Consider the following 26,336-nt stretch of genomic DNA (forward strand, 5'->3'; position numbering starts at 1 on the left):
ACCGACTGCCGCCGCGGTCGGCGGTCGGTGCGACGGTCAGGTCAGTGCGCGGCGGTCAGTGCGCCGCCGTCTCCCAGTCGGGTCCCACACCCACCGACACATCCAGCGGGGCGCGCAGCGGGTAGGCGCCCGCCATCTCCCGGCGGACCAGGGACTCGACCGCCTCCCGCTCGCCGGGCGCGAGTTCGATGACGATCTCGTCGTGCACCTGGAGCAGGAGCCTGGACGACAGGTTCTCCTTCGCCATGGCCTCGTCCACCCGCAGCATCGCGATCTTGACGATGTCCGCCGCCGAACCCTGGATCGGCGCGTTCAGAGCCATCCGCTCGGCCATCTCGCGGCGCTGGCGGTTGTCGCTGGTGAGATCGGGAAGGTAGCGGCGGCGGCCGAGGAGCGTCTCGGTGTACCCGGTCTCACGGGCCTCCTCCACCACCCGGCGCAGGAAGTCCCGGATCCCGCCGAACCGCTCGAAGTAGTTCTCCATCAGCCGCCGGGCCTCCTCCGGGGTGATGGCGAGCTGCTGGGAGAGACCGAACGCCGACAGGCCGTAGGCCAGCCCGTACGACATGGCCTTGATCTTGCGGCGCATCTCCGCGTCGACCTCGGCCGGGGGAACGTCGAACACCTGCGAGCCGACGGTGGTGTGCAGGTCCTCACCGGAGGTGAACGCCGCGCTCAGCGCCTCGTCCTCCGACAGGTGCGCCATGATGCGCAGCTCGATCTGGCTGTAGTCGGCCGTCAGCAGCGACTCGTACCCCTCGCCGACGACGAAGGCGCGGCGGATGCGGCGGCCCTCCTCGGTGCGCACCGGGATGTTCTGCAGATTGGGGTCGGTGGAGGACAGGCGGCCGGTGGCGGCCACCATCTGGTTGAACGTGGTGTGGATCCGCCCGTCCGCGGCCACCGACTTGATCAGTCCCTGCACGGTGGCGCGCAGCTTGGTCTGGTCGCGGTGGCGCAGCAGGATGACGGGCAGCTCGTTGTCGGTCTGGGCGGCCAGCCACGCCAGCGCGTCGGCGTCCGTGGTGTATCCGGTCTTGATCTTCTTGGTCCTGGGCAGACCCAGCTCACCGAAGAGGATCTCCTGGAGCTGCTTGGGCGAGCCCAGGTTGAACTCGTGCCCCACCGCGTCGTGCGCGGACTGCACCGCCTGCTGCACGGCCGCCCCGAACTGCGTCTCCAGCGCCTCCAGCGAGGGGCGGTCCGCGGCGATCCCGATGCGCTCCATCCGGGACAGCAGCGCGCTCATCGGCAGCTCGACGTCGTGCATCAGGGCGTCGGCGCCGTCCTCCTTCAGCCGGCCGGTGAAGACCTCGGCGAGGTCGAGCACCGTGCGCGCCTGGACCATCAGCGCCTCGGCCTCAGCGGCCTCGTCGGCGAACAGGTCCACCTGGCCGGGGGCGGCGGCGGCCTTGAGCTCACGGCCGAGGTACTCCACCGACAGGTCGTCCAGGGCGAACGAGCGGCGGCCCGGCTTGATGAGGTAGGCGGCGAGCGCCGTGTCCATGGTGATGCCCTCGACCGTCCAGCCGTGCTCGGCGAAGACCCGCATCACATGCTTGGCGATGTGCAGCGCCTTGGGGCGGGCGGCGTCCTCCAGCCAGCGCGACCAGGCGCGCTCGTCCTCCTCGGTCAGCTGCGTGGGGTCGAACCAGGCGGCGGGTCCCGAGGCGGTGGCCAGGGCGATCTCGCTGACACTGCCCGCGCCCAGCGCCCACGCGTGCAGGGAGGCGACGCCCAGCGGCTCCCCGCTGTGCTCCTCCAGCCACCCGGCGAGCTCACCCGAGGCCAGCACCCGCCCGTCCACGCTGACGCCCTCGCCCGCGACGGCGGCCTCCTCGGCCTCGGCGCCCGGGTCGGCGGCGTAGATGCGCTCACGGAAGTTGGGATTGCGGAACTCCAGCGCGTCCAGCACCACGGTCAGCGCGGGACGGTCGTACGGCCGGCGGGCCAGATCGGCGGGGCCGGCGGGGAGTTCCACGTCGCACACGAGCTCGGTCAGGCGCCGGTTGAGCCTGACCGACTCCAGGTGCTCGCGCAGCTTGTCCCCCACCTTCCCCTTGACCTCGTCCACACGCTCGATGAGGTCGGCCAGGGAACCGAACTGGGTGATCCACTTCGTGGCGGTCTTCTCACCCACGCCCGGGATGCCCGGCAGATTGTCCGAGGGGTCGCCGCGAAGCGCGGCGAAGTCCGGGTACTGCCGCGGGGTGAGGCCGTACTTCTCCTCCACCTTCTCGGGGGTGAAGCGGGTCAGCTCCGAGACGCCCTTGGTGGGGTACAGCACCGTGACGTGCTCGCCGACCAGCTGGAGCGAATCCCGGTCGCCGGTGACGATCAGGACGTCGAAGCCGTCGGCGGCGGCCCTGGTCGCCAGCGTCGCGATGATGTCGTCCGCCTCGAAGCCCTCCAGCGCGAACCGCGGCACGCTCATCGCGTCCAGCAGCTCGCCGATCAGCTCCACCTGGCCCTTGAAGCCGTCGGGAGCGCTGGTCCTGTTCGCCTTGTAGTCGGGGTACTCCTCGGTGCGGAACGTCTTGCGGGACACGTCGAAGGCGACCGCGAGATGCGTGGGCTGCTCGTCACGCAGCGTGTTCGCCAGCATCGACGCGAAGCCGTAGATCGCGTTCGTCGGCTGGCCGGTGGAGGTGTTGAAATTCTCCACCGGCAGCGCGTAGAACGCCCGGTAAGCGAGGGAGTGCCCGTCCAGGAGGAGCAGGCGGGGCCGGTTCGAGTCTTTTGCTGCCACGCCATGAATCCTAGGGCGCGCCACCGACAGCCGCCGTACCGCTGCGCGACGAGCGGCGCAGCGCGGGCGTCCGCCGAAAGTGCCTGCGACGGGGCAGGGGGCTGCGGCGGCAGGTGGGCGTACTCTCATCGGGCAGACCCGGCAGACAGATCGAAGGTAGGACCCCAAGCATGGCGACGAAGCCTCCGGCCAACGACCCCGTGCAGGACGCACCGCAGGTCACGCCCCCGCGCCATGCGGCGGCGGGAGTGCCCGCGGTCGGGCACAGCCTCCGTATCGCACAGGCGCAGATGGGGACGAAGCGGGCCCTGCTGACCCTGTTGAAGGTGAACCAGAAGGACGGCTTCGACTGCCCCGGCTGCGCCTGGCCCGAGCCCGACCACCGGCACCGCGCGGAGTTCTGCGAGAACGGCGCCAAGGCGGTCGCCGAGGAGGCCACGCTGCGCCGGGTGACGGCGGACTTCTTCGCCGAGCACTCCGTGGCGGATCTGGCGGACAAGTCCGGCTACTGGCTCGGCCAGCAGGGCCGCCTCACCCAGCCGATGTACCTGGCGGAGGGCGCCGACCACTACACACCGGTCCCGTGGGAGCGCGCCTTCGACATCGTCGCCGAGGAACTGGCGGCGCTCGGCTCCGCGGACGAGGCCCTCTTCTACACCTCGGGGCGCACCAGCAATGAGGCGGCGTTCCTCTACCAGCTGTTCGCCCGGCAGCTCGGCACGAACAATCTGCCCGACTGCTCCAACATGTGCCACGAGTCGTCCGGCTCCGCGCTCACCGAGACCCTCGGCGTCGGCAAGGGCAGCGTCTCCCTCGAGGACCTCCACAAGGCCGACCTCATCGTCGTGGCCGGGCAGAACCCGGGCACCAACCACCCCCGCATGCTCTCCGCCCTGGAGAAGGCCAAGGGCAACGGGGCCAGGATCATCACCGTGAACCCGCTGCCCGAGGCCGGGCTGGAGCGGTTCAAGAACCCGCAGAACGCCCGCGGGCTCGTCGGGGCGGGCACCGCGCTGACCGATCTGTTCCTGCAGATCCGCCTCGGCGGCGACCAGGCGCTCTTCCGTGCCCTCAACCACCTCCTGCTGACCACCGAGGGGGCGCTGGACACCGCGTTCATCGACGCCCACACCCATGGCTTCGAGGAGTTCGCCGAGGCCGGGCGCGACCTCGACTGGGACGAGGTCCTCACCGCCACAGGTCTGGACCGGGCGAGGATCGAAGAGGCCCTGGGGATGGTCCTGGAGGCCAGGAGCGTCATCGTGTGCTGGGCGATGGGCCTGACCCAGCACAAGCACTCCGTCCCCACCATCCGGGAGGTGGTCAACTTCCTCCTCCTGCGCGGCAACGTCGGCCGCCCCGGCGCGGGGGTGTGCCCGGTGCGCGGGCACAGCAATGTCCAGGGCGACCGCACGATGGGCATCTTCGAGCGGCCCGCCGAAGCCTTCCTCGACGCCCTCGGCAAGGAGTTCGGCTTCGAGCCGCCGCGCCACCACGGCTACGACGCCGTCGGGGCCATCCGCGCCATGCGGGACGGGGACGCCAAGGTCTTCTTCGCCATGGGCGGCAACTTCGTCGCCGCCTCCCCCGACACCGACGTCACGGAGGCGGCCGTGCGCCGCTGCCGCCTGACCGTCCATGTCTCGACCAAGCTCAACCGCTCCCACGCGGTGACCGGCGCGCGCGCCCTGATCCTGCCCACCATGGGCCGCACCGAGCGCGATGTGCAGGCCGGCCGCGAGCAGTTCGTGACCGTGGAGGACTCCATGGGCATGGTGCACGCCTCGCGGGGCGGCCTGGCCCCGGCGTCGGAGCACCTGCTCTCCGAGCCCGCGATCGTCGCCCGCCTGGCCCGGCGGGTCCTCGGCGAGGGCAATGAGGTGCCGTGGGAGGACTTCGCCGCCGACTACGACCGGATCCGCGACGCCATCGAGCGGGTCGTGCCCGGCTTCGACGACTTCAACACCCGGGTGCGCGCGCCGGGCGGCTTCGCCCTGCCGCACGGCCCCCGGGACTCGCGGACCTTCCCCACCGCCACCGGGAAGGCCAACTTCACCGCCGCCCCCGTCGAGTACCCCCGGATCCCCGAGGGCCGCCTGCTGCTGCAGACCCTGCGCTCGCACGACCAGTACAACACCACGATCTACGGCCTCGACGACCGCTACCGGGGCATCAAGAACGGCCGCCGGGTGGTCCTGGTCAACCCCGACGACGCCGCCGAGCTCTCCGTGGCCGACGGCCAGTACGTGGACCTCGTCGGCGAGTGGACCGACGGGGTCGAGCGCCGCGCACCCGGCTTCCGGGTCGTCCACTACCCCACCGCGCGCGGCTGCGCCGCCGCCTACTACCCCGAGACCAATGTGCTCATCCCCCTGGACTCCACCGCGGACATCAGCAACACCCCCGCCTCCAAGTCCGCCGTCGTCCGCCTGGAGCCGACCTGGTAGGAAGGACCTCCGGAAGTAGTTTCATGTACCAGGCACAGCAGGCGAAGGAGGGCGGGGATCCATGAGCGAGCCCGTCGGCGGCACCACCGTGTTCCCGGAGGAGATCCTCAAGCAGTACGCGGGCCTGGGCATCGACCTGCCCGCACTGTTCTCCGCGGGAGCGCTCGGCGAACGCATGGGCATCAGGATCCTCGAGGCCGCGCCCGATCGGGTCGTGGCCACCATGCCGGTCGAGGGCAACACCCAGCCCTACGGCCTCCTGCACGGCGGCGCCTCCGCCGTGCTTGCCGAGACCCTCGGCTCGGTCGGCGCGATGCTGCACGGGGGCCCGGACAAGATCGCGGTGGGCGTGGACCTCAACGCCACCCACCACCGCGGCGCCACGTCGGGCACCGTGACCGGCACCGCCACCCCGCTGCACCGGGGCCGCTCCACCACCACCTACGAGATCGTGGTCGCCGACGACCAGGGCCGCCGGGTCTGCACGGCGCGCCTGACGTGCCTGCTGCGCGACGCATGACGCCCGCGCCCAGACCGGCGCACAACGGTGCCGCATCACGCTGACGCATAACGTTTCACGCCCGCGCAGCCGCCCCGGCGCCCGACACATGGTCGAGCGCCGGGGCGGACGCGTACCTTGACCCCCATGGTCCAGCGGGGGTTCACGGTGAAGTTGCTCGCGGTCGCGGCAGCCGCGGCCGTCCTGTCGGTCTGCGGTGGCTGCAACAGCTCCAATAATCCGGGCAAATCCGGTAATTCGGACACGGCGAAGGGGTCGCGGCCAGCCTCCAGCGCCTCCCCCACCGCGCCCCGGACCCTGTCCCCGGTCGACCTGTGCACCGAGGCCGTCCGGTACTGGACCGGGGAAATCCTCGACGCAGGGAGCGACAAGGGGTTCGACTACCAGGAGATGGGCCTGTCGGACAGCCAGTACGAGACCGTCCGGGACCTCGTGGCCGAGGCCCGCCGGACCGGGCAGCGGCCCACCGAGGGCGACACGGCGAAGCGGTGCCGGGCCATCGCCCGCGCCTCTTCCAGCGGCGCCCCGTCCGAAGGCGGTTGGCCCGGCTGACCATCGGGCATCTCCCAGCCAGGGAGGCAAGCGCATGGCCGAGGCATCCGGCGGATCCCGCCCCGCGGGCGGGATCGGCCCCGTGGAGGTGCACGCCGACGAGGCGGACGCGCCCCCGGGCGAGCAGTTGCGGGCCCCCGGGGGGCCGGGGCTCGCCGAACGCTGGGCCGAGACATCCCCTCGCCGCCGCCGGTTGATCTCCGCGGGTCTGGCGGTGGCGGTCCTCGGCTCGGCCGCCGGGTACGCCGCGGCCCACCGCCCTAAGGAGCCACCGCCCCCGCCGGTCCCCTTCCCCACCACCGTGACCGACCTCGACTACGAGGGGATGGAGGGCCCGGCGGCGGGCTCACCGCGCTCCTTCTCCGTACACCTGAGGATGACCGTGACCCCGCAGGCCAGGGTCCCGGTAAAGCTCACGTCGGTGAGCCAGGGCTATTCAAGTCTGTCGACAATAAGCGTGCCGCGTACACCGATTTCGGTGAGGCCCGGAGAATCCCGCAGCTTCGCATTGGTCGTGCGTGTTGGAAACTGCGCCGAGACCCCGATTTCGGCCGACATGCCCTTGATCAATGTAACACTGCGTAACACACGGGCAATACGGACCCGAAGTGAGATATTCGGCCACCGCTACGCGCGCGACTTGACCGCCGTTCTGCGCTCCATATGCCCGACAGTGGCAAAACGCTCGAGACAACTGTCGCCCAAGTGAGCACGTCTCCCGAACCTCAAATCCCCCTCAAGCTGCAGTTCCTCGCCCCACACCCCCTCCTGGGGACACCGACCGGCCGATTCCGACAATGTGAGGGGCCCCGACCGATCGGCCGGTCATAACAAGAGAATCACATCGTCCCTTCCCCTCTGCCCGATCCGCCCCGAGCCATCTAGAGTCACGGCCAGTCACCGCGCCACCGGATCGAAAAGTCGGCCCCATAAACGCGGTTCAGCGCCTCGCCAGAGGAAAGGACTGATCGTGCGTAACCGTTCTCTCATTGCCATCACCGCCGCACTCGCCGCGGGAGCTCTCACGCTCACCGCGTGCGGCTCCCGTGACGATGGCAAGGGCAAGGGCTCCTCCGACGGGGGGTCCACCGTCGTGACCATCGGCGTCGACGCACCCCTCACGGGTGAGCTTTCGGCCCTCGGCCTCGGCATCAAGAACTCGGTCGACCTGGCTGCCAAGCAGGCCAACAAGAACAAGGAGGTGCCGGGTGTCACGTTCAAGGTCAAGCCCCTCGACGACCAGGCCCAGCCCTCCTCCGGCCAGCAGAACGCCACCCAGCTCGTGGCCGACAAGAGCGTCCTCGGCGTCGTCGGCCCGCTGAACTCCTCCGTGGCGCAGTCGATGCAGAAGGTCTTCGACACCGCCAAGCTCGTCGAGGTCTCCCCGGCCAACACCAACCCCGCCCTGACCCAGGGCGAGAAGTGGGACTCGGGCACCAAGGAGCGGCCGTTCAAGTCGTACTTCCGCACCGCGACCACGGACGCCATCCAGGGCCCGTTCGCCGCGCAGTACCTCTACAACGACGCCAAGAAGAAGAAGGTCTTCGTCATCGACGACAAGAAGACCTACGGCGCGGGCCTGGCCGGCACCTTCACCAAGGAGTTCACCAAGCTCGGCGGCAAGGTCGTCGGCACGGACCACGTCAACCCGGACACCAAGGACTTCGGCGCCGTGGTGACCAAGGTCAAGGCCGCCAAGGCCGACGTCGTCTACTACGGCGGTGAGTTCCCCGTCGCCGGTCCCCTGAGCGCCCAGCTCAAGAAGTCCGGCGCCAAGATCCCGCTCGTCGGCGGCGACGGCATCTACAGCGCCGAGTTCATCAAGCTGGCCGGCAAGAACGGCGAGGGCGACTTCGCCACCTCCGTCGGTGCCCCGGTCGAGCAGCTGCCCTCCGCCAAGTCGTTCGTCGACAACTACAAGGCGGCCGGCTACAAGGAGGCCTACGAGGCCTACGGCGGCTACTCCTACGACTCCGCGTGGGCCATCATCCAGGCGGTCAAGGCCGTGGTGAAGGACGGCAAGCTGCCCTCCGACGCCCGCGCCAAGGTCACCGAGGCCATGCAGAGCGTGTCCTTCGACGGAGTCACCGGCAAGGTCTCCTTCGACGAGTACGGCGACGCCACCAACAAGCAGCTGACCGTCTACAAGGTCACCGGCGGTGCCTGGAAGCCGTCGAAGTCCGGCACCTTCGAAGGCTGATCAAGCCGTAGTTCACCCGAAACCGCGTGGGGGCGTTGGGGACCCAGCGCCCCCACGCGGTGTCAAATTCGTCGAAAGACTCGGAGGCGCTGCGGTGCACGAACTGCCGCAACAGCTGGTGAACGGCCTGCTACTCGGATCCATGTACGGGCTCATCGCCGTCGGTTACACAATGGTCTACGGCATCATCCAGCTCATCAACTTCGCCCATGGCGAAATCTTCATGACCGGCGGCTTCGGCGCGCTCGCGGTCTACCTCTGGCTCCTGCCGGAGGGCACCACCATGTGGCTCGCCCTGCCACTCATGATCGTCGGCGGCATCGTCGTGTCCGTCACCATCGCCGTGGCGGCGGAACGGTTCGCCTACCGTCCGCTGCGCACCGCGCCACGGCTGGCCCCGCTGATCACGGCGATCGGCCTGTCGCTCGCCCTTCAGCAGGCCGTGTGGGCCTGGTTCCCGGGCGGAAAGAACTCCCGGACCTTCCCCGAGATCGAGGCCGGCCCGTACCACCTCGGCTCGGTCACCATCCAGTCCGGCGACATCTTCCTGCTCGCCGCCGCCCCCATATGCATGGCTGTCCTGGCCTACTTCGTGCGCAAGACCCGGACCGGGCGCGGCATGCAGGCAACCGCCCAGGACCCCGACACCGCCAAGCTGATGGGCATCAACACCGACCGCATCATCGTGATCGCGTTCGCCCTCGGCGCCGCGTTCGCCGCCATCGGCGCGGTCGCGTACGGCCTGAAGTACGGCCAGGTGAACTTCCGCATGGGCTTCATCATCGGCCTCAAGGCGTTCACCGCCGCCGTCCTCGGCGGTATCGGCAACATCTACGGCGCCATGATCGGCGGCCTCGTCCTCGGTGTCGCCGAGGCCATGGCCACCGCCTACATGAGCGACATCCCCGGGATGTCCCAGCTCGGCGGCCAGGCATGGGCCGACGTGTGGGCGTTCGTACTTCTCATCGTCGTACTGCTCGTCAGGCCCCAGGGTCTGCTCGGCGAGCGTGTCGCGGACAGGGCGTGAGGCAGATGAGCACGCAGACAACCTCCCCAGCCGAGCGCACCGCGCTCCTGCCCGTCATCCCCCCGAACGTCGCCCGGGCCACCGCCACCGCAGGCGGAGTCCTCACCGCGGCGTCCGCGTTCCTCGCCTGGACCTGGACCTCCGCCTTCCCCGGTGACCTCACCATCTCCGGCTACCCCGGCGGCCTCCAGGTACTCACCCTCGTGGCCGGTGTGCTCACCGCGCTGTTCGGGCTCGCCTCCTACGGCGTGCGCGGCACCCGCTGGCTCGCCCCCGCCGGGGCCAACGGACCGGTGCTCCTGCTCGCCCTCGGCGCGCTGGGCACCACCTGGTACACCCTCCTGGCCATCTCCGCCGAACTCGGCGGACTCGCCAACTGGGAGCCGGGCGCCTGGTTCGCCGCCATCGCCTCCGTGCTCGCCGTCGTCGGCGCGCTCGGCCTGCCGTTCGACGAGAAGGCCGCGGCCTCCCTCGGCGCCCCCGCGCCGGGAGCCACACCGCTTCAGCAGGCCTGGCACACCGTGCGCCTCGCCCTGGCGCCGCGCCCGCTGCGGGCGGCCAAGCGGGTGCCCGCGTACCAAGAGATCCTGATCATCGTCGGGATCCTGGGCCTGGGCCTGCTGGTCTTCACCTACGGCATCGGCACCGCCTACGGCGAGCTGTTCGTCGGCTTCCTGATCCTCGCCGCCTTCGGCGTCGCGGCGGCCTCCAAGGCCGGGCTGCTCGCCCGTGCCTCGGAGATCACCTCCCGGTACCGGGGGGTCACGATGGCCGGCGCCTTCGTCGCGGCCGCCCTGTTCCCCTTCACCCAGACCGACGACCAGTACGCGACGGTCGGCGTCAACATCCTCATCTTCGCCACCGTCGCCCTGGGTCTGAACATCGTCGTCGGCCTCGCCGGGCTGCTCGACCTCGGATACGTCGCCTTCCTCGGCGTCGGCGCCTACGCCGCCGCCCTGGTCTCCGGCGCCACCGCCTCCTCCATCGGGGTCCACTTCCCCTTCTGGGCGGCGGTCCTCACCGGAGCGGTCGCGTCCATGGTCTTCGGTGTGGCCATCGGCGCACCGACCCTGCGGCTGCGCGGCGACTACCTGGCGATCGTGACGCTCGGCTTCGGTGAGATCTTCCGGATCGCCGTGAACAACATGGACGGCAAGTCCGGACCCGATGTCACCAACGGGTCCAACGGCATCCCGAACATCCCCGACGTCAACATCTTCGGTCTCGACCTCGGCGCCACGCACGACATCGGCGGGTTCACCCTCGGCCGGTTCGCCAACTACTACCTCCTGATGCTGCTGATCACCGCGATCGTCGTGCTGGTCTTCAGCCGCAGCGGCGACTCCCGCATCGGGCGCGCGTGGGTGGCCATCCGCGAGGACGAGACCGCGGCGCTCGCCATGGGCATCAACGGCTTCAAGGTCAAGCTCATCGCGTTCGCGCTGGGCGCCTCCCTGGCCGGCCTCGCGGGTACCGTGCAGGCGCACGTCCAGTACACGGTCGTCCCCGACCCGTACCAGTTCGCCGGTCCCGTGCCGCCGAACTCGGCGTTCCTGCTCGCCGCCGTCGTCCTCGGCGGCATGGGCACCATCAGCGGACCGCTCCTGGGCGCCGCGCTGCTCTACCTCATCCCCTACAAGCTGCAGTTCATGCAGGACTACCAGCTCCTGCTCTTCGGTGTCGCCCTGGTCGTCCTCATGCGCCTGCGGCCCGAGGGAATGATCGCGAGCCGGCGCCAGAAGCTGGAGTTCCACGAGGACGACGAGGAGCTGCTGGGGCCCGACCCGGTGGCCGCCACCGGCACAGAAGACTCCGTCGGCCTCAGCAAGGCAGGGGCGTGAACATGGCCACCGACACCAAGACCACCGGGGACGCGGCCCCCGCCGCCAAGGGCACCACGCTCCTGGAAGCGCGCGGCGTGACCATGCGCTTCGGCGGCCTCACCGCTGTCAACAACGTGGACCTCACCGTCTCCAGCGGCGAGATCGTCGGCCTGATCGGCCCCAACGGCGCAGGGAAGACGACGTTCTTCAACTGCCTCACCGGCCTGTACATCCCCACCGAGGGCCAGGTCACGTACAAGGGCACCGTGCTGCCGCCGAAGCCGTTCAAGGTCACCGCGGCCGGCATCGCCCGGACCTTCCAGAACATCAGGCTCTTCAGCAATATGACGGTGCTGGAGAACGTCCTGGTGGGACGGCACACCCGCACCAAGGAAGGACTGTGGTCGGCGATCCTGCGCGGCCCCGGCTTCCACCGGGCGGAGGCCGTCTCCCGTGAGAAGGCCATGGAGCTGCTGGACTTCGTGGGCCTCGCCGACAAGGCGGAGCACCTGTCCCGCAACCTCCCCTACGGCGAGCAGCGCAAGCTCGAGATCGCCCGCGCCCTCGCCAGCGAACCCGGCCTGCTCCTCCTGGACGAGCCCACCGCCGGTATGAACCCGCAGGAGACCCGCGCCACCGAGGAACTGGTCTTCGCCATCCGCGACCGCGGTATCGCCGTGCTCGTCATCGAGCACGACATGCGGTTCATCTTCAACCTGTGCGACCGGGTCTCCGTGCTCGTGCAGGGACAGAAACTCGTCGAAGGCACGTCCCAGGTCGTGCAGAGCGACGAACGGGTCATCGCCGCCTACCTCGGAACCCCCTTCGAGGGCGAGCCCGGAGAGGCCGAGGCAGCCGAAGTCGAGGCTGCCGAAGCCGGTGCGAAGGAGGAAGGCAAGTGACCGCCCTGCTCGAAGTCGAGGACCTGCGCGTCGCCTACGGCAAGATCGAGGCCGTCAAGGGCATCTCGTTCAAGGTCGAGGCCGGCCAGGTGGTGACCCTCATCGGCACCAACGGCGCGGGCAAGACCACGACGCTGCGCACCCTCTCCGGTCTGCTCAAGCCGATCGGCGGGCAGGTCAAGTTCGAGGGCAAGCCGCTGGGCAGCGTCCCCGCGCACAAGATCGTCGCCATGGGCCTGGCCCACTCCCCCGAGGGACGGCACATCTTCCCGCGGATGACGATCGAGGAGAACCTTCTCCTCGGTGCCTACCTGCGCAGCGACTCCGACGGCATCACCAAGGACGTCGAGCGCGCCTACGAGCTCTTCCCGATCCTGGGAGAGCGCAAGAAGCAGGCCGCGGGCACCCTGTCCGGTGGTGAGCAGCAGATGCTGGCCATGGGGCGCGCCCTGATGTCCCGCCCGAAGCTGCTCATGCTCGACGAGCCCTCCATGGGTCTGTCGCCGATCATGATGCAGAAGATCATGGCGACCATCCAGGAGCTCAAGTCCCAGGGCACCACGATCCTCCTCGTGGAGCAGAACGCCCAGGCCGCCCTGTCCCTGGCGGACACCGGACATGTGATGGAGACCGGCCGGGTCGTGCTCTCGGGCACCGGCGCGGACCTCCTCCACGACGAGTCCGTCCGCAAGGCGTACCTCGGCGAGGACTGACGCACGGCAGCCGGACACGAGCGAGGGCCCGGGCGGATCATCCGGATCATCCGCCCGGGCCCTCGCTCATGTGCGCGGTCCGCTGCGCGCCGCGGGGCGCTTCCCCTCCGGGTGCTTCTCTCGGGGTGCTTCCCCGCCAGGTGCTTCCCCGCGGAGTCAGTCCGCAGAGTCAGTCCGCGGAGTCGCCTTCGGCGATGACCGCCTCGGCCACCGCCTGCATGGTGAGCCTGCGGTCCATGGAGGTCTTCTGGATCCAGCGGAACGCGGCGGGCTCGCTCAGGCCGTACTTGGTCTGGAGCACGCTCTTCGCCCGGTCCACGAGCTTGCGGGTCTCCAGGCGCTGGGCGAGGTCGGCGACCTCCGCCTCGAGAGCGGCGAGCTCGGTGTAGCGGGAGACGGCCATCTCGATGGCCGGGACGAGGTCGCCCTTGCTGAACGGCTTCACCAGGTAGGCCATGGCACCGGCGTCCCGGGCCCGCTCCACCAGCTCGCGCTGCGAGAACGCGGTGAGCATGAGCACCGGGGCGACGCGCTCCTTGGCGATCCGCTCGGCGGCCGAGATCCCGTCGAGGACGGGCATCTTCACATCGAGGATGACGAGGTCGGGCCGGTGCTCCTCGGCGAGCTTCACCGCACTCTCACCGTCACCGGCCTCACCGACGACGTGGTAGCCCTCCTCCTCCAGCATCTCTTTGAGGTCGAGACGGATCAACGCCTCGTCCTCGGCGATGACAACGCGAGTGGTACGGGGCGGGACGTGCGGCTGCTCGTCATCGTGCTCGGCGGCGCTCACGGGACTCCTCGTGCTGGCAGGTGCTGCACACGAGAGTACCTAGAGGATGTAAGTTTAAGCTCCGAAGGGTCTGCGCTACCCTTTGAAAACGCGCAAGTCCCGGTAGCCCAAAGGCAGAGGCGATGGTCTCAAACACCATTCAGTGTGGGTTCGAATCCCACTCGGGACACTTCACCTTCACATTGAAGGTATCCACCGCCTTCTGCGATCTTCATCAGCGCGGGTGAAAGTCCGCTCACTCACACGCGTCGTCCGTGGCCTTGAGTGACACTCGGGCACATGTACGACCTGGCGGCCCGGAAGCGGGCTCTCCTTCTGCTCGGGCAGGGCCTCAGCCTCAACGCGACGAGCAAGGCAACCGGGATCTCCCGCGCGGCGATCCGCTCCTGGACCGAACGCCTGGAACCCTCCCCCCGCGCCCATGACTGCCCCCGCTGCCAGGACCCACCGCGACCCCCCGGACCGCCCGGCGACTACGCGTACCTGCTCGGGCTCTATCTGGGCGACGGCTGCATCAGTCAGCACCTCAGGGGCGTCCATGCCCTGCGCATCGCGTGCGCGGACACCTGGCCGGGACTCATGGACGAGTGCGTGAGGGCCATGACCGCCGTACGCCCGCGCAACCGGGCCTGCCTCGTGCGGAACAAGGGCTGCACCATGGCGGTCAGCTACAGCAAGCACTGGCCCTGCCTCTTTCCGCAGCATGGGCCCGGGGTCAAGCATGGGCGGCGGATTGTGCTCGTGCCGTGGCAGCGGGAGATCGTCGAGGAGCATCCCTGGGCACTGGTGCGGGGGCTCATCCACTCCGACGGCTGCCGGGTCGTGAACTGGACGACCCGGGTCGTCGGCGGGGAGCGCAAGCGCTACGAGTACCCCCGGTACTTCTTCACCAATGCCTCCGACGACATCAGGGCGATCTACACCGACACCCTCGACCGCCTCGGCATCCCCTGGAAGCGGGCCAATGCCCGCAATGTCTCCGTCGCCCGCCGGGAGGCCGTCGCGGTCATGGATGAGCACATCGGGCCCAAGCACTGACCTCAGGGCGCGTGCTCGTCCAGGAGGCGGGTCAACAGGTCGTGCAGGGAGGTCGTGCAGGGAGGTCGTCCGGAAGACGTCGGCGGCGACCGCATCCGGCTCAGGCGAGTACGGCGACGATCCGGGTGCCCCGGGGGAACGTCGCCCGGGCGGTCAGGTCGTAGAGGCCGGCGAGCATCTTGGCCTCGTAGACCCAGTTCAACGTCTCGCCGTGCCGCTCGCGGAAGTCCTCGATGAACGCGTCCAGTTTCGGGGTCCGCTTGGCGTAGCCGCCGTAGTGGTGGGCGAGGTCGATGGACCAGTTGCCGGTGGGGCGGCCGAAGGCCTCCCGTTGGAGGGCGGCCACATCCTCGTTGAGGAAGGCGGCGCCCTTGAGCACGGCGAAGCCGAGGGCGCGTTGGTCCGGCCGCAGGCCCGCGGCGATTCCGGCGAGGGTGCCTCCGGTGCCCACCGCGCAGGCGATGAGGTCGAAGGGCTGCCCGATCTCCGCGGGCAGTTCGGCGCAGCCGCGGGCCGCCGCCGCGTTGCTGCCGCCTTCGGGGAGCAGATGGAAGTCTCCGTAGCGCTCGCGGAGCCCGTCGATCACCTCGGGGGTGTGCTTGCGCCGGTAGGTGCCGCGGTCGAGGTAGGCCAGGCGCATGCCGTGGTCCCTGGCTGCGGCGAGGACCGGGTTGAGCGGCAGGTGCTCCTCGCCGCGGACGATGCCGACGGTGGTGAAGCCTTCCCTCGCGCCTGCCCTGGCGGTGGCGAGGAGGTGGTTGGAGTAGGCGCCGCCGAAGGTGAGGAGGGTGGTGCGGCCGGACGCCCTGGCCTCGGCGAGGTTGTACTTGAGTTTGCGGGCCTTGTTGTCGTCGTGGTGCAGATGGAGGGTGACCTCGGCGGCGGCCAGGCGTTCGTCGCGCATTTGCCGCAGGGTACTGCGGTGCGGGGCCGGGCCGCGGCTGCCGCCCTGGCGGGCCCTGAAAAAGCAAGCCCCGAAAGACGACCCCGAAAGCAAGCCCCGAAAGACGAGCCCCGGAAGACGAGCCCTGAAAAAGCAAGGGAAAGGCCGCCGGTCCTTGTGCGGAGGAGCGGCGGCCGGGGTGTGCTGCGGGGGCTCTGTGCGGCTCTGCGCGGCTCAGTGCTCGGTGATGTGGTGGACGCGCAGGAGGTTGGTGGATCCGGGCGCGCCGGGCGGGGATCCTGCGGTGATGATGACCAGGTCGCCGGGTCGGCAGCGTCCGATCTTCAGCAGTTCGGCGTCGACCTGTTCGACCATCTCGTCGGTGTTGCCGGCGAGCGGGCCGAGGAAGGTCTCGACGCCCCACGTCAGGGAGAGCTGGTTGCGGGTGGCGGGCTCGGGGCTGAACGCGAGCACGGGGATGGGTGAGCGGTAGCGGGAGAGCCTTCTGGCGGTGTCTCCCGACTTGGTGAACGCGATGAGGTATTTCGCGCCCAGGTAGTCGCCGGTCTCGGCGGCGGCCCGGGCGACGGCGCCGCCCTGGGTGCGGGGCTTGCTGTTCTCGGTGAGCGGCGGGAGGCCCTTGGAGAGGATCTCCTCCTCGGCCGCGGCGACGATGCGTGCCATCGTCTTGACCGTGTCGATGGGGTATTTGCCGATGGAGGTCTCTCCGGAGAGCATCACGGCGTCGGTGCCGTCGTTGACGGCGTTGGCGACGTCGGACGCCTCGGCGCGGGTGGGCCGGGAGGAGCCGATCATCGAGTCGAGCATCTGGGTGGCGACGATGACGGGCTTGGCGTTGCGTCGGGCGAGCTTGATGGCGCGCTTCTGGACGAGCGGGACGCGTTCGAGGGGCATTTCCACGCCGAGGTCGCCGCGGGCGACCATGATGCCGTCGAACGCGGCGACGATCTCTTCGAGGTTCTCGACCGCCTGGGGTTTTTCGATCTTCGCGATGACGGGGACGCGGTGGCCCTCTTCGCGCATGACGCGGTGGACGTCCTCGACGTCGTGCCCGGTGCGGACGAAGGACAGGGCGACGAGGTCGGCCTTCATCCGCAGGGCCCACCGCAGGTCGTCGATGTCCTTGGCGGACAGGGCGGGGACGCTGACGGCCACGCCGGGCAGGTTGAGCCCCTTGTGGTCGGAGACCATGCCGCCCTCGATGACCATGGTGTGGACGCGGGCGGCCTGGACACCGGTGACCTCGAGGGCGACCTTGCCGTCGTCGACGAGGATCCGCTCGCCCTTGCCGACGTCGGCGGCGAGTCCTTTGTAGGTGGTGCCGCACATGTGGCGGTCGCCGGGGACCTCCTCGACGGTGATGGTGAATTCGTCGCCGCGTTCAAGGAGTACCGGCCCCTCGGCGAATTGTCCCAGGCGGATCTTCGGGCCCTGAAGGTCGACGAGGATGCCGACGCTGCGGCCGGATTCCTCGGCGGCCTTGCGGACGTGGTGGAAGCGCTCCTCGTGTTCGGCGTGGGAGCCATGGCTGAGATTGAACCGGGCCACGTCCATACCGGCCTCGACCAGCGCGCGGATCTGGTCGTAGCTGTCGGTCGCGGGCCCCAGAGTGCAAACGATCTTTGCTCTGCGCATGGGTCGAGCCTAGGTGCTACTCGTTGGTACGAACGTGGTCCTGGGAATCCGCGAAGTGGCTTTGCGGTAAAGGGTTTGCGGCCGGGCGCCGGGGATCAGGGGTTCAGTTCCGGGCGGGTGATCGTGAAGAGCGCGGTCACCTGCGCGCGGACGCATTGGAGCTCGGGTTCCAGATCGAGCCCGGCGGGTGGGAGGTCTTCCGCCGCGGTGTCGAAGGAGCGCGCTGCGGCCGCGGCCGCCATGCGGTAGGGCCTGGGTGGCTCGCGGTCGGCGGCGGTGTCGCACAGTTCGACGAGCGCGGTGAGTTCGGCGCCGAGGGCCCCGGCGTATTCGCGGGCGCGCTGCACGGCCTCCCCCACGGCTTTCTGCCGGGCCTCGCGGTGGACGGGCGAGTCGTGGCGCAGCGACCACCAGGGTCCGTCGACCTCGGTGAGGTCGAGGTCGGCGAGGCGGGTGGCGAGTTCTCCGAGGGCGGTGAAGTCGGTGAGGGTGGCGCGGATGCGGACGGCGCCCTGGTAGCCGCGGATCTTCTCGCCTCGTTTGTCGTCGAGGCGGGGGCTGATGGTGAACGCGCCGGTGTCGAGTTTGTCGAGTGCTTCGGAGTGGCTTTTCAGCAGGTCGAGTACGGCGGCGTTGCGGCGGGTGAGTTCGTCGAGGACACCTCGGCGGTCCTTGCCGCGGGCGCGCACGGTGATGCCGATGGTGGCGAGTTCGGGCTGGACTTCGAGGAGGGCTTCCCCGACGACGGTGACGCGGGGTTCATCGGGGGTGCCGAGGCAGGCGCCGCGGGTGGGGGCGCCGCCGAAGGGCGAGGGGAGTATGGGGGGCATGGGCAGCGGCGGTACGTGGGGGCGGCCGGGGGGTTCGGGGAGCGGGGTGGGACCGGGGAACGGCGGCGGCGGGGGGTTCGTCACGTCGGCCTCCTTGCGCTCGCTGGGAGGGTGCTCTCCCACTGTCGCAAAAGGTGGCGGCGGGGGCGAGGGGGCCCCGGCCGGGCTCCGCAGCCGGCCGGGACCCCCGGTCTTGGTCGCGCTCGGACTCGGGCGTGGTCAGCGCGTTCGGGCGCGGACGAGGTCGACGTCCTCGGCCTTGACGTAGGCGATGCGGTGGCCGATCTGGACGGTGAGGTATGTGTCGTCGCCCGCCACGTAGGTGTGGTCGTCGGGCAGCGAGTTGTCGATGGTCTTGGCGTAGTAGTAGCCGGTGGGGGTCTCACCGGTGGAGGCGTAGGCCTGCCCGGCCTTGATGGTGTAGGGCAGGGGTACGACGGCCTGTTTGGGGATGCTCTGCGGGTAGGCGGCCGCCTCGGGGTAGGCGCGGCCGTAGGTGGGGATCTCGGCCCTGCCCTCCTTGGGCCTGACGACCCATCCGCGGCTGGGGACGGTGGTGCGCCGGCCCCTGGGCTCCTGGAACCAGGCCTTGCCGCCGGCCCACCAGACGGCGGTCCAGTCGCCCTGGCGTTCGGCGACGACGAAGCTCTGCCCGGTGCTCGCCTTGCTCCCCCAGTCGGCTGCGCAGTCGGTGCCGGGGCTGCCGTCGGGGTGCAGTCCGGGGTCGGAGAACAGGGGGGCGTCGGCGGAGGGTTCGGTGTGCAGGGGGACGAAGCTGGTGCCCTGGTCGGGCAGGTCCTGGTTCTTCTCGCAGTCGCGGGCGTGCTGGATGTTCCGCCGGAACCGGGGGTTGATGGTGATGAGTTCGCTGCGGTGGGAGGCGGTGGGCCGCAGTGGCCGGTGGAGCAGCCTGAAGAAGTGCCCCCAGTCCCAGTAGGGGCCCGGGTCCCAGTGCATGCCCCTGACGCCGGCGGCGGTGGGTCCGGGCACGGTGTCGTGGCCGAGGATGTGCTGCCGGTCGAGGGGGATGTCGTACTTGGCGGCGAGGTGGCGCACGAGCCGGGCGGTGGACCGGTACATCGCGGGGGTGTACCAGGTGGCGCCCTGGGCGGCCCAGCCCTCCTGTTCGATGCCGATGGACTGGGCGTTGATGTACCAGTTCCCGGCCTGCCAGGCGACGTCCTTGGTACGGACCATCTGGGCGACGTGCCCGTCGCTGGAGCGGACGACGTAGTGGGCGGAGACGAGCGCCTTGGGGTTCTGGAACAGGCGCAGGGTGGCGTTGTACTCGGTCTCGGTGTCGTGCAGGACGATGTACCGGATCCGGGTGGTGGTGGGCCGGTCGGCGGTGTCGTAGTTGCCGTAGGAGCCGGGGTCGGCGGGGTTGTTGAGCTGGTAGGCGGCGGGCACCCACTCGCAGGCGAGCGATGCCGGGCACTCGGTGGCGGGGGCCGGCTCGTCGGCGTTGGCCGCTCCGGCGGGGGTCAGCAGGGCCGCGGTGATCGCGGTCGCCGAGCTCAGCGCGAGGCCGGCGGTTCTTGAGCGGGTGCGCTTCATGGGCACTCCCCTGGGCTGGGTGGTCGTCGGGCCGTGCCGTGCGGGTGGCTCACCCTGTGACTGAAGCGGACGCGGAGTCAAGAGTGCTGTACGGACACGGGTCTGATCGCCAATGATTGATGGGTTCACGCCAATGGACTAGTCCAATGGGACGACCTTCGAACGGGTCCGCGAAATTCGGGGCTACCGCTGGGAGCGTGGCGTGCGCGAGACTTCTACGCGCGTTGCCCACCGTTCCAGGGGAGAAGGACAAATGCCGCTCGACCGCAGGGAATTCCTCAACCGCTCCGCGCTCACCGGAGCCGGGGCCGCCATCGCCGGGACGGGAGGCGTCGTCGCCGCCCCGGCCGCCGAGGCGGCGGGAAGGGGATCGGACCGGACCTTCTCGTTCTCCGTGCTCGGCACCACCGACCTGCACGGCAACGTCTTCAACTGGGACTACTTCACCGACGCGGAGTTCGACGACTCCAAGCACAACGACGTGGGCCTGGCCAAGATCGCCACCCTGGTCGACCGCGTCCGCGAGGAGAAGGGCTGCGGGCGCACCCTGCTCATCGACGCGGGCGACACCATCCAGGGCACCCAGCTCGCCTACTACTACGCCCGGATCGAGCCGATCACCGGCAAGGACGGCAAGCGCGGGCCGGTGCACCCGATGGCGCAGGCGATGAACAGGATCGGCTACGACGCGGCGGCGCTCGGCAACCACGAGTTCAACTACGGCATTCCGCTGCTGCGCGCGTTCGAGGAGCAGTGCGACTTCCCGCTGCTGGGCGCCAACGCGCTGGACGCCAGGACCCAGCGGCCCGCCTTCCCGCCGTATGTGATCAAGCGGGTCCGGGTGCCGCACGGCCGTGACATCAAGGTGGGCATCCTGGGGCTGACCAACCCCGGCATCGCCATCTGGGACAAGGCCAATGTCCAGGGGAAGATGGTCTTCCCGGGCCTGGTGGAGCAGGCGAGGAAGTACGTTCCCCGGCTGCGGGACGCGGGCGCCGACGTGGTGGTCGTCGCCTCCCACTCCGGCTCCGACGGCTCCTCCTCCTACGGCGACGCCCTGCCGTGGGTGGAGAACGCCTCCGCGCAGGTCGCCGAGCAGGTGCCGGGGATCGACGCCGTCCTGGTCGGGCACGCGCACGTCGAGATCCCCGAGCGTATCGTCGTCAACAAGGAGACCGGGAGGCCGGTCGTGCTGTCCGAGCCCCTGAAGTGGGGCCAGCGGCTGACCGTGTTCGACTTCGAGCTCGAGCGGGGCCAGGGCGGCTGGCAGGTCACCTCGGTGCACTCCAAGGTCCTCAACTCCAACGAGGCCGAGGAGTCCCCCGCCATCGCCCGGATGCTGCGCGACGAGCACGCGAAGGTCGTCGCGTACGTCAACACCCGGATCGGCACGGCCGAGGAGGCCATGTCCGCGGCCGAGGCCCGCCTCAAGGACACCCCGATCCTGGACTTCGTCAACTACGTGCAGGCCGAGACCGTCAAGGCGGGCCTGAGCGCGGGTGACGCGGCGCTGCCGATCCTGTCGGTCAACGCCCCGTTCAGCCGGACCGCCTCCATCCCGGCCGGCCAGGTGTCGATCCGGGACGTGGCCGGGCTCTACATCTTCGACAACACCCTCGAGGCGCGAAAGCTCACCGGCGCCCAGCTCAAGGACTATCTGGAGTACTCGGCGAAGTACTTCAGCCGGCTCGCGCCCGGCGCCCCGGTGGACCCCGACGCCCTCACCAACGCGGGCGGCACCCCGGACTACAACTACGACGTGGTGTGGGGCGTGTCCTACGACATCGACATCGCCAAGCCGGTGGGGCAGCGGATCACCGGCCTGGCGTACCGGGGCGAGCCGATCGACCCCGCCCAGCAGTTCCTTGTGGCGTTCAACAACTACCGTGCCTCGGGCGGCGGCGGCTTCCCGCACGTCGCCAAGGCACCGGTCGCCTACATCGGCGCGCAGGAGATCCGGCAGACGCTGATCGACTGGGTGGTGGAGCACAAGGTGATCGACCCGAACGCGTTCGCGAGCGACGACTGGCGGCTCACCCGCGAGGGCGCCCCGGTGTTCTGACCGCGACGGCCGGCACCTGGCCGGCCCGCGCGGGATCGTGCAGCCCGAAGGTGGTGAAGGCCGTACGGGCCGGCAGGGGGTAGGTGTCCTCGCCGGTCAGCGAGTTGAGGATGACGGCGGAGCGCCAGGCGGCCAGTCCCAGGTCCGGCGCTCCGACGCCATGGGTGTGGCGCTCGGCGTTCTGCACGAAGACGTCGCCGCCGATCCCGGGGTCCAGGACGAGCCGGTGGGCCTCGTCGACTCGAGGCCGCCCGGCGCCGTCGCGCGCGATGTGCGGCCGCAGCGGAGCGAGCAGCGCGTCGACGGGGCGCTCGGCGTAGCCGGTGGCGAGCACGACGGCGTCGGTGGCCAGGCGGGCCCGTACCGCCTGCTGACCGTGTTCGAGGCCGAGCACGATACGGCCGTCCTGGCGGACGGCGGAGGTGACGGTGACCCCGGGGGTCAGCGCGACGTCGGGCCAGCCGCCCTCGAGGGTGCGCAGGTAGAGCTCGTCGTGGATCTCACCGAGGGTGTCGCCGCTGACGCCCTTGTAGAGCTGCCACTGGCTGGGCAGCAGGCGGTCCCGGGTGGCCTCGGGCAGCCCGTGGAAGTAGCGGGTGTAGTCGGGGGTGAACTGCTCCAGGCCCAGTTTGCTGTATTCCATGGGGGCGAACGCGGGCGTGCGGGCGAGCCAGGTCAGGCCCTCGCGTCCGGCGGGGCGGGCCCTCAGCAGGTCGAGCAGGACCTCGGCGCCCGACTGGCCGGAGCCGACGACGGTGACATGGCGGGCGGCCAGCAGCCGGTCGCGTTGGGCGAGGTAGTCGCCGGAGTGCAGGACGAGGGCGGTGGGGTCGTCGTGCAGGTGGCGCAGCGGCTCGGGCACCTTGGGGGCGGTGCCGACGCCGAGGACGACATTGCGCGCGTGCAGGCGGCCCACCGCCTCGGCGTCGCCCTCGGGGTCGCGGCGGGTGAAGTCGACGGCGAAGGCGGAGTGTTCGCGGTCCCAGCGGACGGTGTCCACCTGGTGGCCGAAGCGGCACGAGCGCAACTGCCCGCTGACCCAGCGGCAGTATGTGTCGTATTCGGCGCGGTGCACATGGAAGCGCTCGGCGAAGTAGAAGGGGAACAGCCGCTCACGGGTCTTGAGGTAGTTGAGGAACGACCAGGGGCTGGTCGGCTCGACGAGGCTCACCAGGTCGGCGAGGAAGGGAACCTGGAGGGTCGAGCCGTCGATGAGCAGGCCGGGGTGCCAGTGGAAGGCGGGTCGCTGTTCGAGGAAGGCGGCGGACAGGCCCGGAACCCCGTCGGCCAGGGCGGCAAGGGAGAGATTGAACGGTCCCACGCCCACGCCGAGGAGATCGAGTGGCTCGATGGGGGATCCTTGCGTCATGGGGTGTCTCCCTCGTGGTGGGGCCGAGACTGGGGCCGGGGCCGGGACTGGGGCCGGGACTGGGGCCGGGACTGGGGCTGGGACTGGGGCTGGGGCCGGGACTGGGGCTGGGGCCGGGACTGGGGCTGGGGCTGCGGCTGGGACGGGGGCTGCGGCTGGGACTTGGGGGCCTCGGACTCCGGGGGCCGGGCGGCGGCCGCGGCGGCTGTCTCGGCGACGAGTGCCACCAGGCGTTCGAGGTCGGCCTCCTGGGCGTGCGGGTGGAGCAGGGTGGCTTTCAGCCAGAGACGGGCGGGGCCGCTCCCGTTGGTGTCGCCGGCGCGCCGACTGCCGTCGGAGTCGGCGCCGGAGCGGGAATGGGCACCGGAGTGGGAGTCGGCGCCGGAGTCGGTGGCTCGGGCGCGGCCGAGGACGGCGCCGCCCCGGTCGAGCAGGTCGCGCCTCACCCGGGCGACGAGTTCGTCCCCGGCCTCGTCCGGCAGCGCGTCGGCGGCGACGGGCCGGAACAGCACCGTGGTGATGCCGATCTCCCCCGGCCGTCGGCGCAGCGCGGGGTGGGCGTCGACGCGGGCGGCGAACCGTTCCGCTGCGTGCACACAGGTCTCCACCAGATCGCCGAGCCCCCTGCGCCCCAGCGCCCGCAGCGTGACGGCGATCTTGAGCGTGTCGGGGCGGCGGGAGGTGCGCACGGAGCGGCCGAGCAGGTCGGGCAGGCCCGCTTCGGTGTCGTCGTCGGCGTTGAGGTAGTCGGCGCTCACCGACAGCGGGCGCAGCGTGGTGCTGTCGGCCACGGCCAGCACTCCTGCGGCGATGGGCTGCCAGCCGAGCTTGTGCAGGTCGAATGTGACGGAGACGGCGGATTGGATGCCGTCGAGCCGGGGGGCTAGCCGGTGGCTGAACAGCAGCGGTCCGCCGTAGGCGGCGTCGATGTGGAGTTCGGCGCCGTGGGAGGCGGTGACGCGGGCGATCTCGGGGAGGGGGTCGATGAGTCCCTCGTCGGTGGTGCCCGCGGTGGCCACGACGAGCGCGGGTGCGGGGACGTCGGACAGCGCCCGGTCCAGTGCCTCGGGGAGCATGCGTCCGGCGCGGCATTCGACGGTGACGGGGGTCGGCAGGCCCAGGATCCAGGCGGCGCGGTGGACGCTGTGATGGGTGTTGGCACCGCACAGGATCTGGATGCCGCGGGCGCCGCGGGCGTGGGCGCGTTCCCTGGCGAGCAGGAGGGCGGTGAGGTTGGACTCGGTGCCGCCGCTGGTGATCAGGGCGTCGGGGGCGGGCAGGTCGGGGTAGACCAGGGCGGCCAGCGCCGCGGTGGTCTGCTCTTCGAGGGCGGCGGCGGCCGGTGCCTGGTCCCAGGAGTCCATGGACGGGTTGAGGGCGGAGGCGGCCAGGTCGGCGGCCGCGGCGACGGCCAGCGCGGGGCAGTGCAGATGGGCGACGCAGCCGGGGTCGGCGGGATCGGCGGCGCCCGCGGCGACCGCGTGGACCAGGTCGCGCAGCGCTTGTACGGCGCCCGTTCCGAGGTCGGGCAGCGGGGGGGAGCAGGCGGCGCGCACCCGCTCGGCGACGGCGTCGGGGCCACCGGCGGGCAGCGGTCCACCGCGGGAGGCGGCGCCGGAGGCGAGGGCTTCGAGGACCACGGTGGTCAACGGGCCGAGATGCGCCGGTCCTTGGGCGCCCCCGGCGAGGGCGGTGGCGGCGGGGTCGTGACGGCTCACCGGGCGGCCTCGCGCAGGGCGGCGGCCAGGCGCTCCAGGACGGAGTCGGCCCGGGGGGCGGGACAGGTGCGGCCGTCGGCCCGGGTGGCCTCGGCGCCGTGGGCGCGAAACGGGACGGCGGGCAGGCTGCGCGCGCAGGTACTGGCGGCGCACTCACGGTGCGCCTGCCGGTCGAGGAGCGGGGTGCGCAGCGAGGCGTCGGCGTGGCCGGGGAGCGTGGAGCCGGGGTCGAGCAGATCGACGGGCGACGTCGGCATGCGGATGCCCTTCGGTCGTCGTGCGGAGAACTGACGCGGGTATGGCGGCGGCACGGTGCTCCCGGCCGCGGCACATCCCACGACCGGAGACGGAAGTCGGGCCAGCCTAACTCTCCGTCACCTCCGGTCCACCCGCCGCCGATGACAACGACTCACGACGTGGCTGGTAGTGCCGTACGGGCCGCGGCCGTTGGGGCGAGGCCGCGGCCGACCGCCCCGCGTCGGCGGCACTGCCGTTCGCGTCGTCCGCCGGCAGGCGGTGGGGGCTGCTCGAGGACGAGCGTCGACGTGCCCCGCGGGGCACGTCCTTCGCGGGCCGCACGGCCCGGGCGGGCCGGACCGTGCCGCCCGGCCCGGTCCGGCCCGCGCGCCTTCAGGGGGTTCGGGGGCACGTGGTGCAGAGGTCGGACGGCCGGATGGTGTAGTACAGGCAGCATCCGATGCGGGTGCGGGTCGACTCTGCGCAACCGTGTGTCGGCGGACGGAATCCGGCGCCGCCCACGTAGGGGGCCGTGGAGCCGGGCAGGAGGGCCTGGGCCTGCTGGGCGGCGGCCTCCGGGTCGCCGAGGAGGCGGCCCAGGTGCCACAGGCCCTCGGTGAGTTCGTCGCTCGCCATGCCCCACAGGGCGCGCGGGCCGCGGCGCAGCAGTGGGCGGAAGGCCTCCAGCAGGGGCGCCAGGTGGTCGGCCACGGCCGCGCGCAGCTCGGCCCGAAGCGCCTCCTCGTCGGGGACGGTCCGCACACCGGCAAGCCCCTCGGCCGGGTCGCCGGGCAGGCAGGTCAGCGAGTCGGGGCGTACGGTCAGCGCGCGGTCCGTCCACTGGTAGCCGACCCCTTCGGGCGTCACGCGCGGCACCCTGCGGTCGAGGTACCAGGGTCCGCTCATCGCCAGGCAGGCGGTGAACGCGTACCGGTGCAGCACCCATGTGGCGGCGACATCCCGCCGGGGGGCGACCGCGTACGCGTCGCGGATCCTCCGCTCCTCCTCGGCGACCGCCCGGTCGAGCACGGCGGGGTCCCGCGCGAGTTGGCGGCCGGTCACCCATGTCTCGCCCACCGGTGGCGCGCCCACGCGGATGTCCAGCAGCTCGGAGATCTCGCCGAGGCGCCGGTAGGAGTCGGCGAGCGGCGTGGAGGAGATCGCTTTGGTGCCGGGGGCGAAGATCATGGACCGTCCCGAGGAGGCCGAAGGCAGGCTTCATTAGGTGAGCCTTACCTTATATGCCCTCCTCGAGAACGG

The 26,336-nt window shown here is 70.8% G+C and carries 20 protein-coding genes and 1 tRNA gene; 11 read left to right on the top strand and 10 right to left on the bottom strand.

Annotated features, from left to right (window positions below; all coding sequences use genetic code 11):
• Positions 1 to 55: 55 nt before the first annotated feature.
• Positions 56 to 2,749 (bottom strand): DNA polymerase I, encoded by a 2,694-nt coding sequence (gene polA, locus IEY86_RS02990; protein ID WP_229698111.1) that lies wholly within the window; start codon positions 2,747 to 2,749, stop codon positions 56 to 58.
• A gap of 170 nt (positions 2,750 to 2,919) precedes the next feature.
• Between polA and IEY86_RS02995 the strand changes: the two genes are divergently transcribed.
• From IEY86_RS02995 to IEY86_RS03030, 8 genes are all read left to right on the top strand, one after another.
• The gene (locus tag IEY86_RS02995; protein WP_189129888.1) at positions 2,920 to 5,196 is read left to right on the top strand and encodes an FdhF/YdeP family oxidoreductase; all 2,277 of its coding nucleotides are present in this window, start codon (positions 2,920 to 2,922) and stop codon (positions 5,194 to 5,196) included.
• A 61-nt stretch (positions 5,197 to 5,257) separates the two neighbouring features.
• Positions 5,258 to 5,716, top strand: coding sequence for a PaaI family thioesterase (locus tag IEY86_RS03000; RefSeq protein ID WP_189129889.1), 459 nt, complete (start codon positions 5,258 to 5,260; stop codon positions 5,714 to 5,716).
• A gap of 126 nt (positions 5,717 to 5,842) precedes the next feature.
• On the top strand, positions 5,843 to 6,268 hold the full coding sequence (locus IEY86_RS03005) for a hypothetical protein (RefSeq protein WP_189129890.1): 426 nt from the start codon (positions 5,843 to 5,845) through the stop codon (positions 6,266 to 6,268).
• 970 nt (positions 6,269 to 7,238) lie between these two features.
• Positions 7,239 to 8,468 carry a branched-chain amino acid ABC transporter substrate-binding protein gene (locus tag IEY86_RS03010; RefSeq protein ID WP_189129891.1) on the top strand — a complete coding sequence of 410 codons (1,230 nt, stop codon included), beginning with the start codon at positions 7,239 to 7,241 and terminating at the stop codon, positions 8,466 to 8,468.
• 94 nt (positions 8,469 to 8,562) lie between these two features.
• On the top strand, positions 8,563 to 9,495 hold the full coding sequence (locus tag IEY86_RS03015) for a branched-chain amino acid ABC transporter permease (RefSeq protein ID WP_189129892.1): 933 nt from the start codon (positions 8,563 to 8,565) through the stop codon (positions 9,493 to 9,495).
• A 5-nt stretch (positions 9,496 to 9,500) separates the two neighbouring features.
• Complete coding sequence (locus tag IEY86_RS03020; RefSeq protein WP_189129893.1) at positions 9,501 to 11,336, top strand: branched-chain amino acid ABC transporter permease; 1,836 nt, start codon at positions 9,501 to 9,503, stop codon at positions 11,334 to 11,336.
• Positions 11,337 to 11,338: 2 nt separating this feature from the next.
• Positions 11,339 to 12,220, top strand: a complete 882-nt coding sequence (locus tag IEY86_RS03025; RefSeq protein WP_189129894.1) for an ABC transporter ATP-binding protein — start codon at positions 11,339 to 11,341, stop codon at positions 12,218 to 12,220.
• On the top strand, positions 12,217 to 12,933 hold the full coding sequence (locus tag IEY86_RS03030; protein ID WP_189129895.1) for an ABC transporter ATP-binding protein: 717 nt from the start codon (positions 12,217 to 12,219) through the stop codon (positions 12,931 to 12,933). The genes IEY86_RS03025 and IEY86_RS03030 overlap by 4 nt, the downstream gene beginning before the upstream one ends.
• A 169-nt stretch (positions 12,934 to 13,102) precedes the next feature.
• Here the strand turns inward: IEY86_RS03030 and IEY86_RS03035 are convergent, their stop codons facing one another.
• Positions 13,103 to 13,726: an ANTAR domain-containing response regulator gene (locus tag IEY86_RS03035; protein WP_189129896.1), complete on the bottom strand. Its 624-nt coding sequence runs from the start codon at positions 13,724 to 13,726 to the stop codon at positions 13,103 to 13,105.
• Between the two features lie 96 nt (positions 13,727 to 13,822).
• Here IEY86_RS03035 and IEY86_RS03040 point away from each other — a divergent pair.
• Positions 13,823 to 13,895 (top strand) — tRNA-Leu (locus IEY86_RS03040).
• Between the two features lie 110 nt (positions 13,896 to 14,005).
• Positions 14,006 to 14,764, top strand: a complete 759-nt coding sequence (locus tag IEY86_RS03045) for a transcriptional regulator (protein WP_189129897.1) — start codon at positions 14,006 to 14,008, stop codon at positions 14,762 to 14,764.
• 100 nt (positions 14,765 to 14,864) lie between these two features.
• Here IEY86_RS03045 and IEY86_RS03050 read toward each other — a convergent pair whose 3' ends face one another.
• The 4 genes from IEY86_RS03050 to IEY86_RS03065 all read right to left on the bottom strand — a co-directional run bounded on the left by IEY86_RS03050 (position 14,865) and on the right by IEY86_RS03065 (position 19,690).
• Positions 14,865 to 15,668 (bottom strand): 1-aminocyclopropane-1-carboxylate deaminase/D-cysteine desulfhydrase, encoded by an 804-nt coding sequence (locus tag IEY86_RS03050; protein WP_189129898.1) that lies wholly within the window; start codon positions 15,666 to 15,668, stop codon positions 14,865 to 14,867.
• 213 nt (positions 15,669 to 15,881) lie between these two features.
• Positions 15,882 to 17,303 carry a pyruvate kinase gene (gene pyk, locus IEY86_RS03055; RefSeq protein WP_189129899.1) on the bottom strand — a complete coding sequence of 474 codons (1,422 nt, stop codon included), beginning with the start codon at positions 17,301 to 17,303 and terminating at the stop codon, positions 15,882 to 15,884.
• Between the two features lie 95 nt (positions 17,304 to 17,398).
• Positions 17,399 to 18,133, bottom strand: a complete 735-nt coding sequence (locus tag IEY86_RS03060) for an SIMPL domain-containing protein (RefSeq protein WP_189130055.1) — start codon at positions 18,131 to 18,133, stop codon at positions 17,399 to 17,401.
• A gap of 219 nt (positions 18,134 to 18,352) precedes the next feature.
• Positions 18,353 to 19,690, bottom strand: coding sequence for an N-acetylmuramoyl-L-alanine amidase (locus tag IEY86_RS03065; RefSeq protein WP_189129900.1), 1,338 nt, complete (start codon positions 19,688 to 19,690; stop codon positions 18,353 to 18,355).
• A 253-nt stretch (positions 19,691 to 19,943) separates the two neighbouring features.
• Here IEY86_RS03065 and IEY86_RS03070 point away from each other — a divergent pair, with 253 nt between their 5' ends.
• The gene (locus IEY86_RS03070) at positions 19,944 to 21,752 is read left to right on the top strand and encodes a bifunctional metallophosphatase/5'-nucleotidase (RefSeq protein WP_189129901.1); all 1,809 of its coding nucleotides are present in this window, start codon (positions 19,944 to 19,946) and stop codon (positions 21,750 to 21,752) included.
• Here IEY86_RS03070 and IEY86_RS03075 read toward each other — a convergent pair.
• From IEY86_RS03075 to IEY86_RS03090, 4 genes are all read right to left on the bottom strand, one after another.
• On the bottom strand, positions 21,724 to 23,121 hold the full coding sequence (locus tag IEY86_RS03075) for a lysine N(6)-hydroxylase/L-ornithine N(5)-oxygenase family protein (RefSeq protein ID WP_189129902.1): 1,398 nt from the start codon (positions 23,119 to 23,121) through the stop codon (positions 21,724 to 21,726). The genes IEY86_RS03070 and IEY86_RS03075 overlap by 29 nt on opposite strands.
• The gene (locus IEY86_RS03080; protein ID WP_189129903.1) at positions 23,118 to 24,839 is read right to left on the bottom strand and encodes a pyridoxal phosphate-dependent decarboxylase family protein; all 1,722 of its coding nucleotides are present in this window, start codon (positions 24,837 to 24,839) and stop codon (positions 23,118 to 23,120) included. Before IEY86_RS03080 ends, IEY86_RS03075 begins: the two co-directional genes overlap by 4 nt.
• A complete protein-coding gene (locus tag IEY86_RS03085) occupies positions 24,836 to 25,096 on the bottom strand; it encodes a hypothetical protein (protein ID WP_189129904.1) in 261 nt (86 codons plus the stop codon). Before IEY86_RS03085 ends, IEY86_RS03080 begins: the two co-directional genes overlap by 4 nt.
• Before the next feature lie 373 nt (positions 25,097 to 25,469).
• Positions 25,470 to 26,264: a (2Fe-2S)-binding protein gene (locus IEY86_RS03090; RefSeq protein WP_189129905.1), complete on the bottom strand. Its 795-nt coding sequence runs from the start codon at positions 26,262 to 26,264 to the stop codon at positions 25,470 to 25,472.
• Positions 26,265 to 26,336 lie beyond the last annotated feature (72 nt).

The sequence above is a fragment of the Wenjunlia tyrosinilytica genome (assembly GCF_014646055.1).
GTDB lineage: Bacteria > Actinomycetota > Actinomycetes > Streptomycetales > Streptomycetaceae > Wenjunlia > Wenjunlia tyrosinilytica.

Excerpts from the sequence above, each read along its gene's own strand:
- IEY86_RS02995 (WP_189129888.1), top strand. The coding sequence starts at position 2,920 with ATGGCGACGAAGCCTCCGGCCAACGACCCCGTGCAGGACGCACCGCAG.
- IEY86_RS03000 (WP_189129889.1), top strand. The coding sequence starts at position 5,258 with ATGAGCGAGCCCGTCGGCGGCACCACCGTGTTCCCGGAGGAGATCCTC.
- IEY86_RS03005 (WP_189129890.1), top strand. The coding sequence starts at position 5,843 with ATGGTCCAGCGGGGGTTCACGGTGAAGTTGCTCGCGGTCGCGGCAGCC.
- IEY86_RS03020 (WP_189129893.1), top strand. The coding sequence starts at position 9,501 with ATGAGCACGCAGACAACCTCCCCAGCCGAGCGCACCGCGCTCCTGCCC.
- IEY86_RS03025 (WP_189129894.1), top strand. The coding sequence starts at position 11,339 with ATGGCCACCGACACCAAGACCACCGGGGACGCGGCCCCCGCCGCCAAG.
- IEY86_RS03045 (WP_189129897.1), top strand. The coding sequence starts at position 14,006 with ATGTACGACCTGGCGGCCCGGAAGCGGGCTCTCCTTCTGCTCGGGCAG.
- IEY86_RS03050 (WP_189129898.1), bottom strand. The coding sequence starts at position 15,668 with ATGCGCGACGAACGCCTGGCCGCCGCCGAGGTCACCCTCCATCTGCAC.
- pyk (WP_189129899.1), bottom strand. The coding sequence starts at position 17,303 with ATGCGCAGAGCAAAGATCGTTTGCACTCTGGGGCCCGCGACCGACAGC.
- IEY86_RS03060 (WP_189130055.1), bottom strand. The coding sequence starts at position 18,133 with ATGCCCCCCATACTCCCCTCGCCCTTCGGCGGCGCCCCCACCCGCGGC.
- IEY86_RS03065 (WP_189129900.1), bottom strand. The coding sequence starts at position 19,690 with ATGAAGCGCACCCGCTCAAGAACCGCCGGCCTCGCGCTGAGCTCGGCG.
- IEY86_RS03070 (WP_189129901.1), top strand. The coding sequence starts at position 19,944 with ATGCCGCTCGACCGCAGGGAATTCCTCAACCGCTCCGCGCTCACCGGA.
- IEY86_RS03075 (WP_189129902.1), bottom strand. The coding sequence starts at position 23,121 with ATGACGCAAGGATCCCCCATCGAGCCACTCGATCTCCTCGGCGTGGGC.
- IEY86_RS03085 (WP_189129904.1), bottom strand. The coding sequence starts at position 25,096 with ATGCCGACGTCGCCCGTCGATCTGCTCGACCCCGGCTCCACGCTCCCC.
- IEY86_RS03090 (WP_189129905.1), bottom strand. The coding sequence starts at position 26,264 with ATGATCTTCGCCCCCGGCACCAAAGCGATCTCCTCCACGCCGCTCGCC.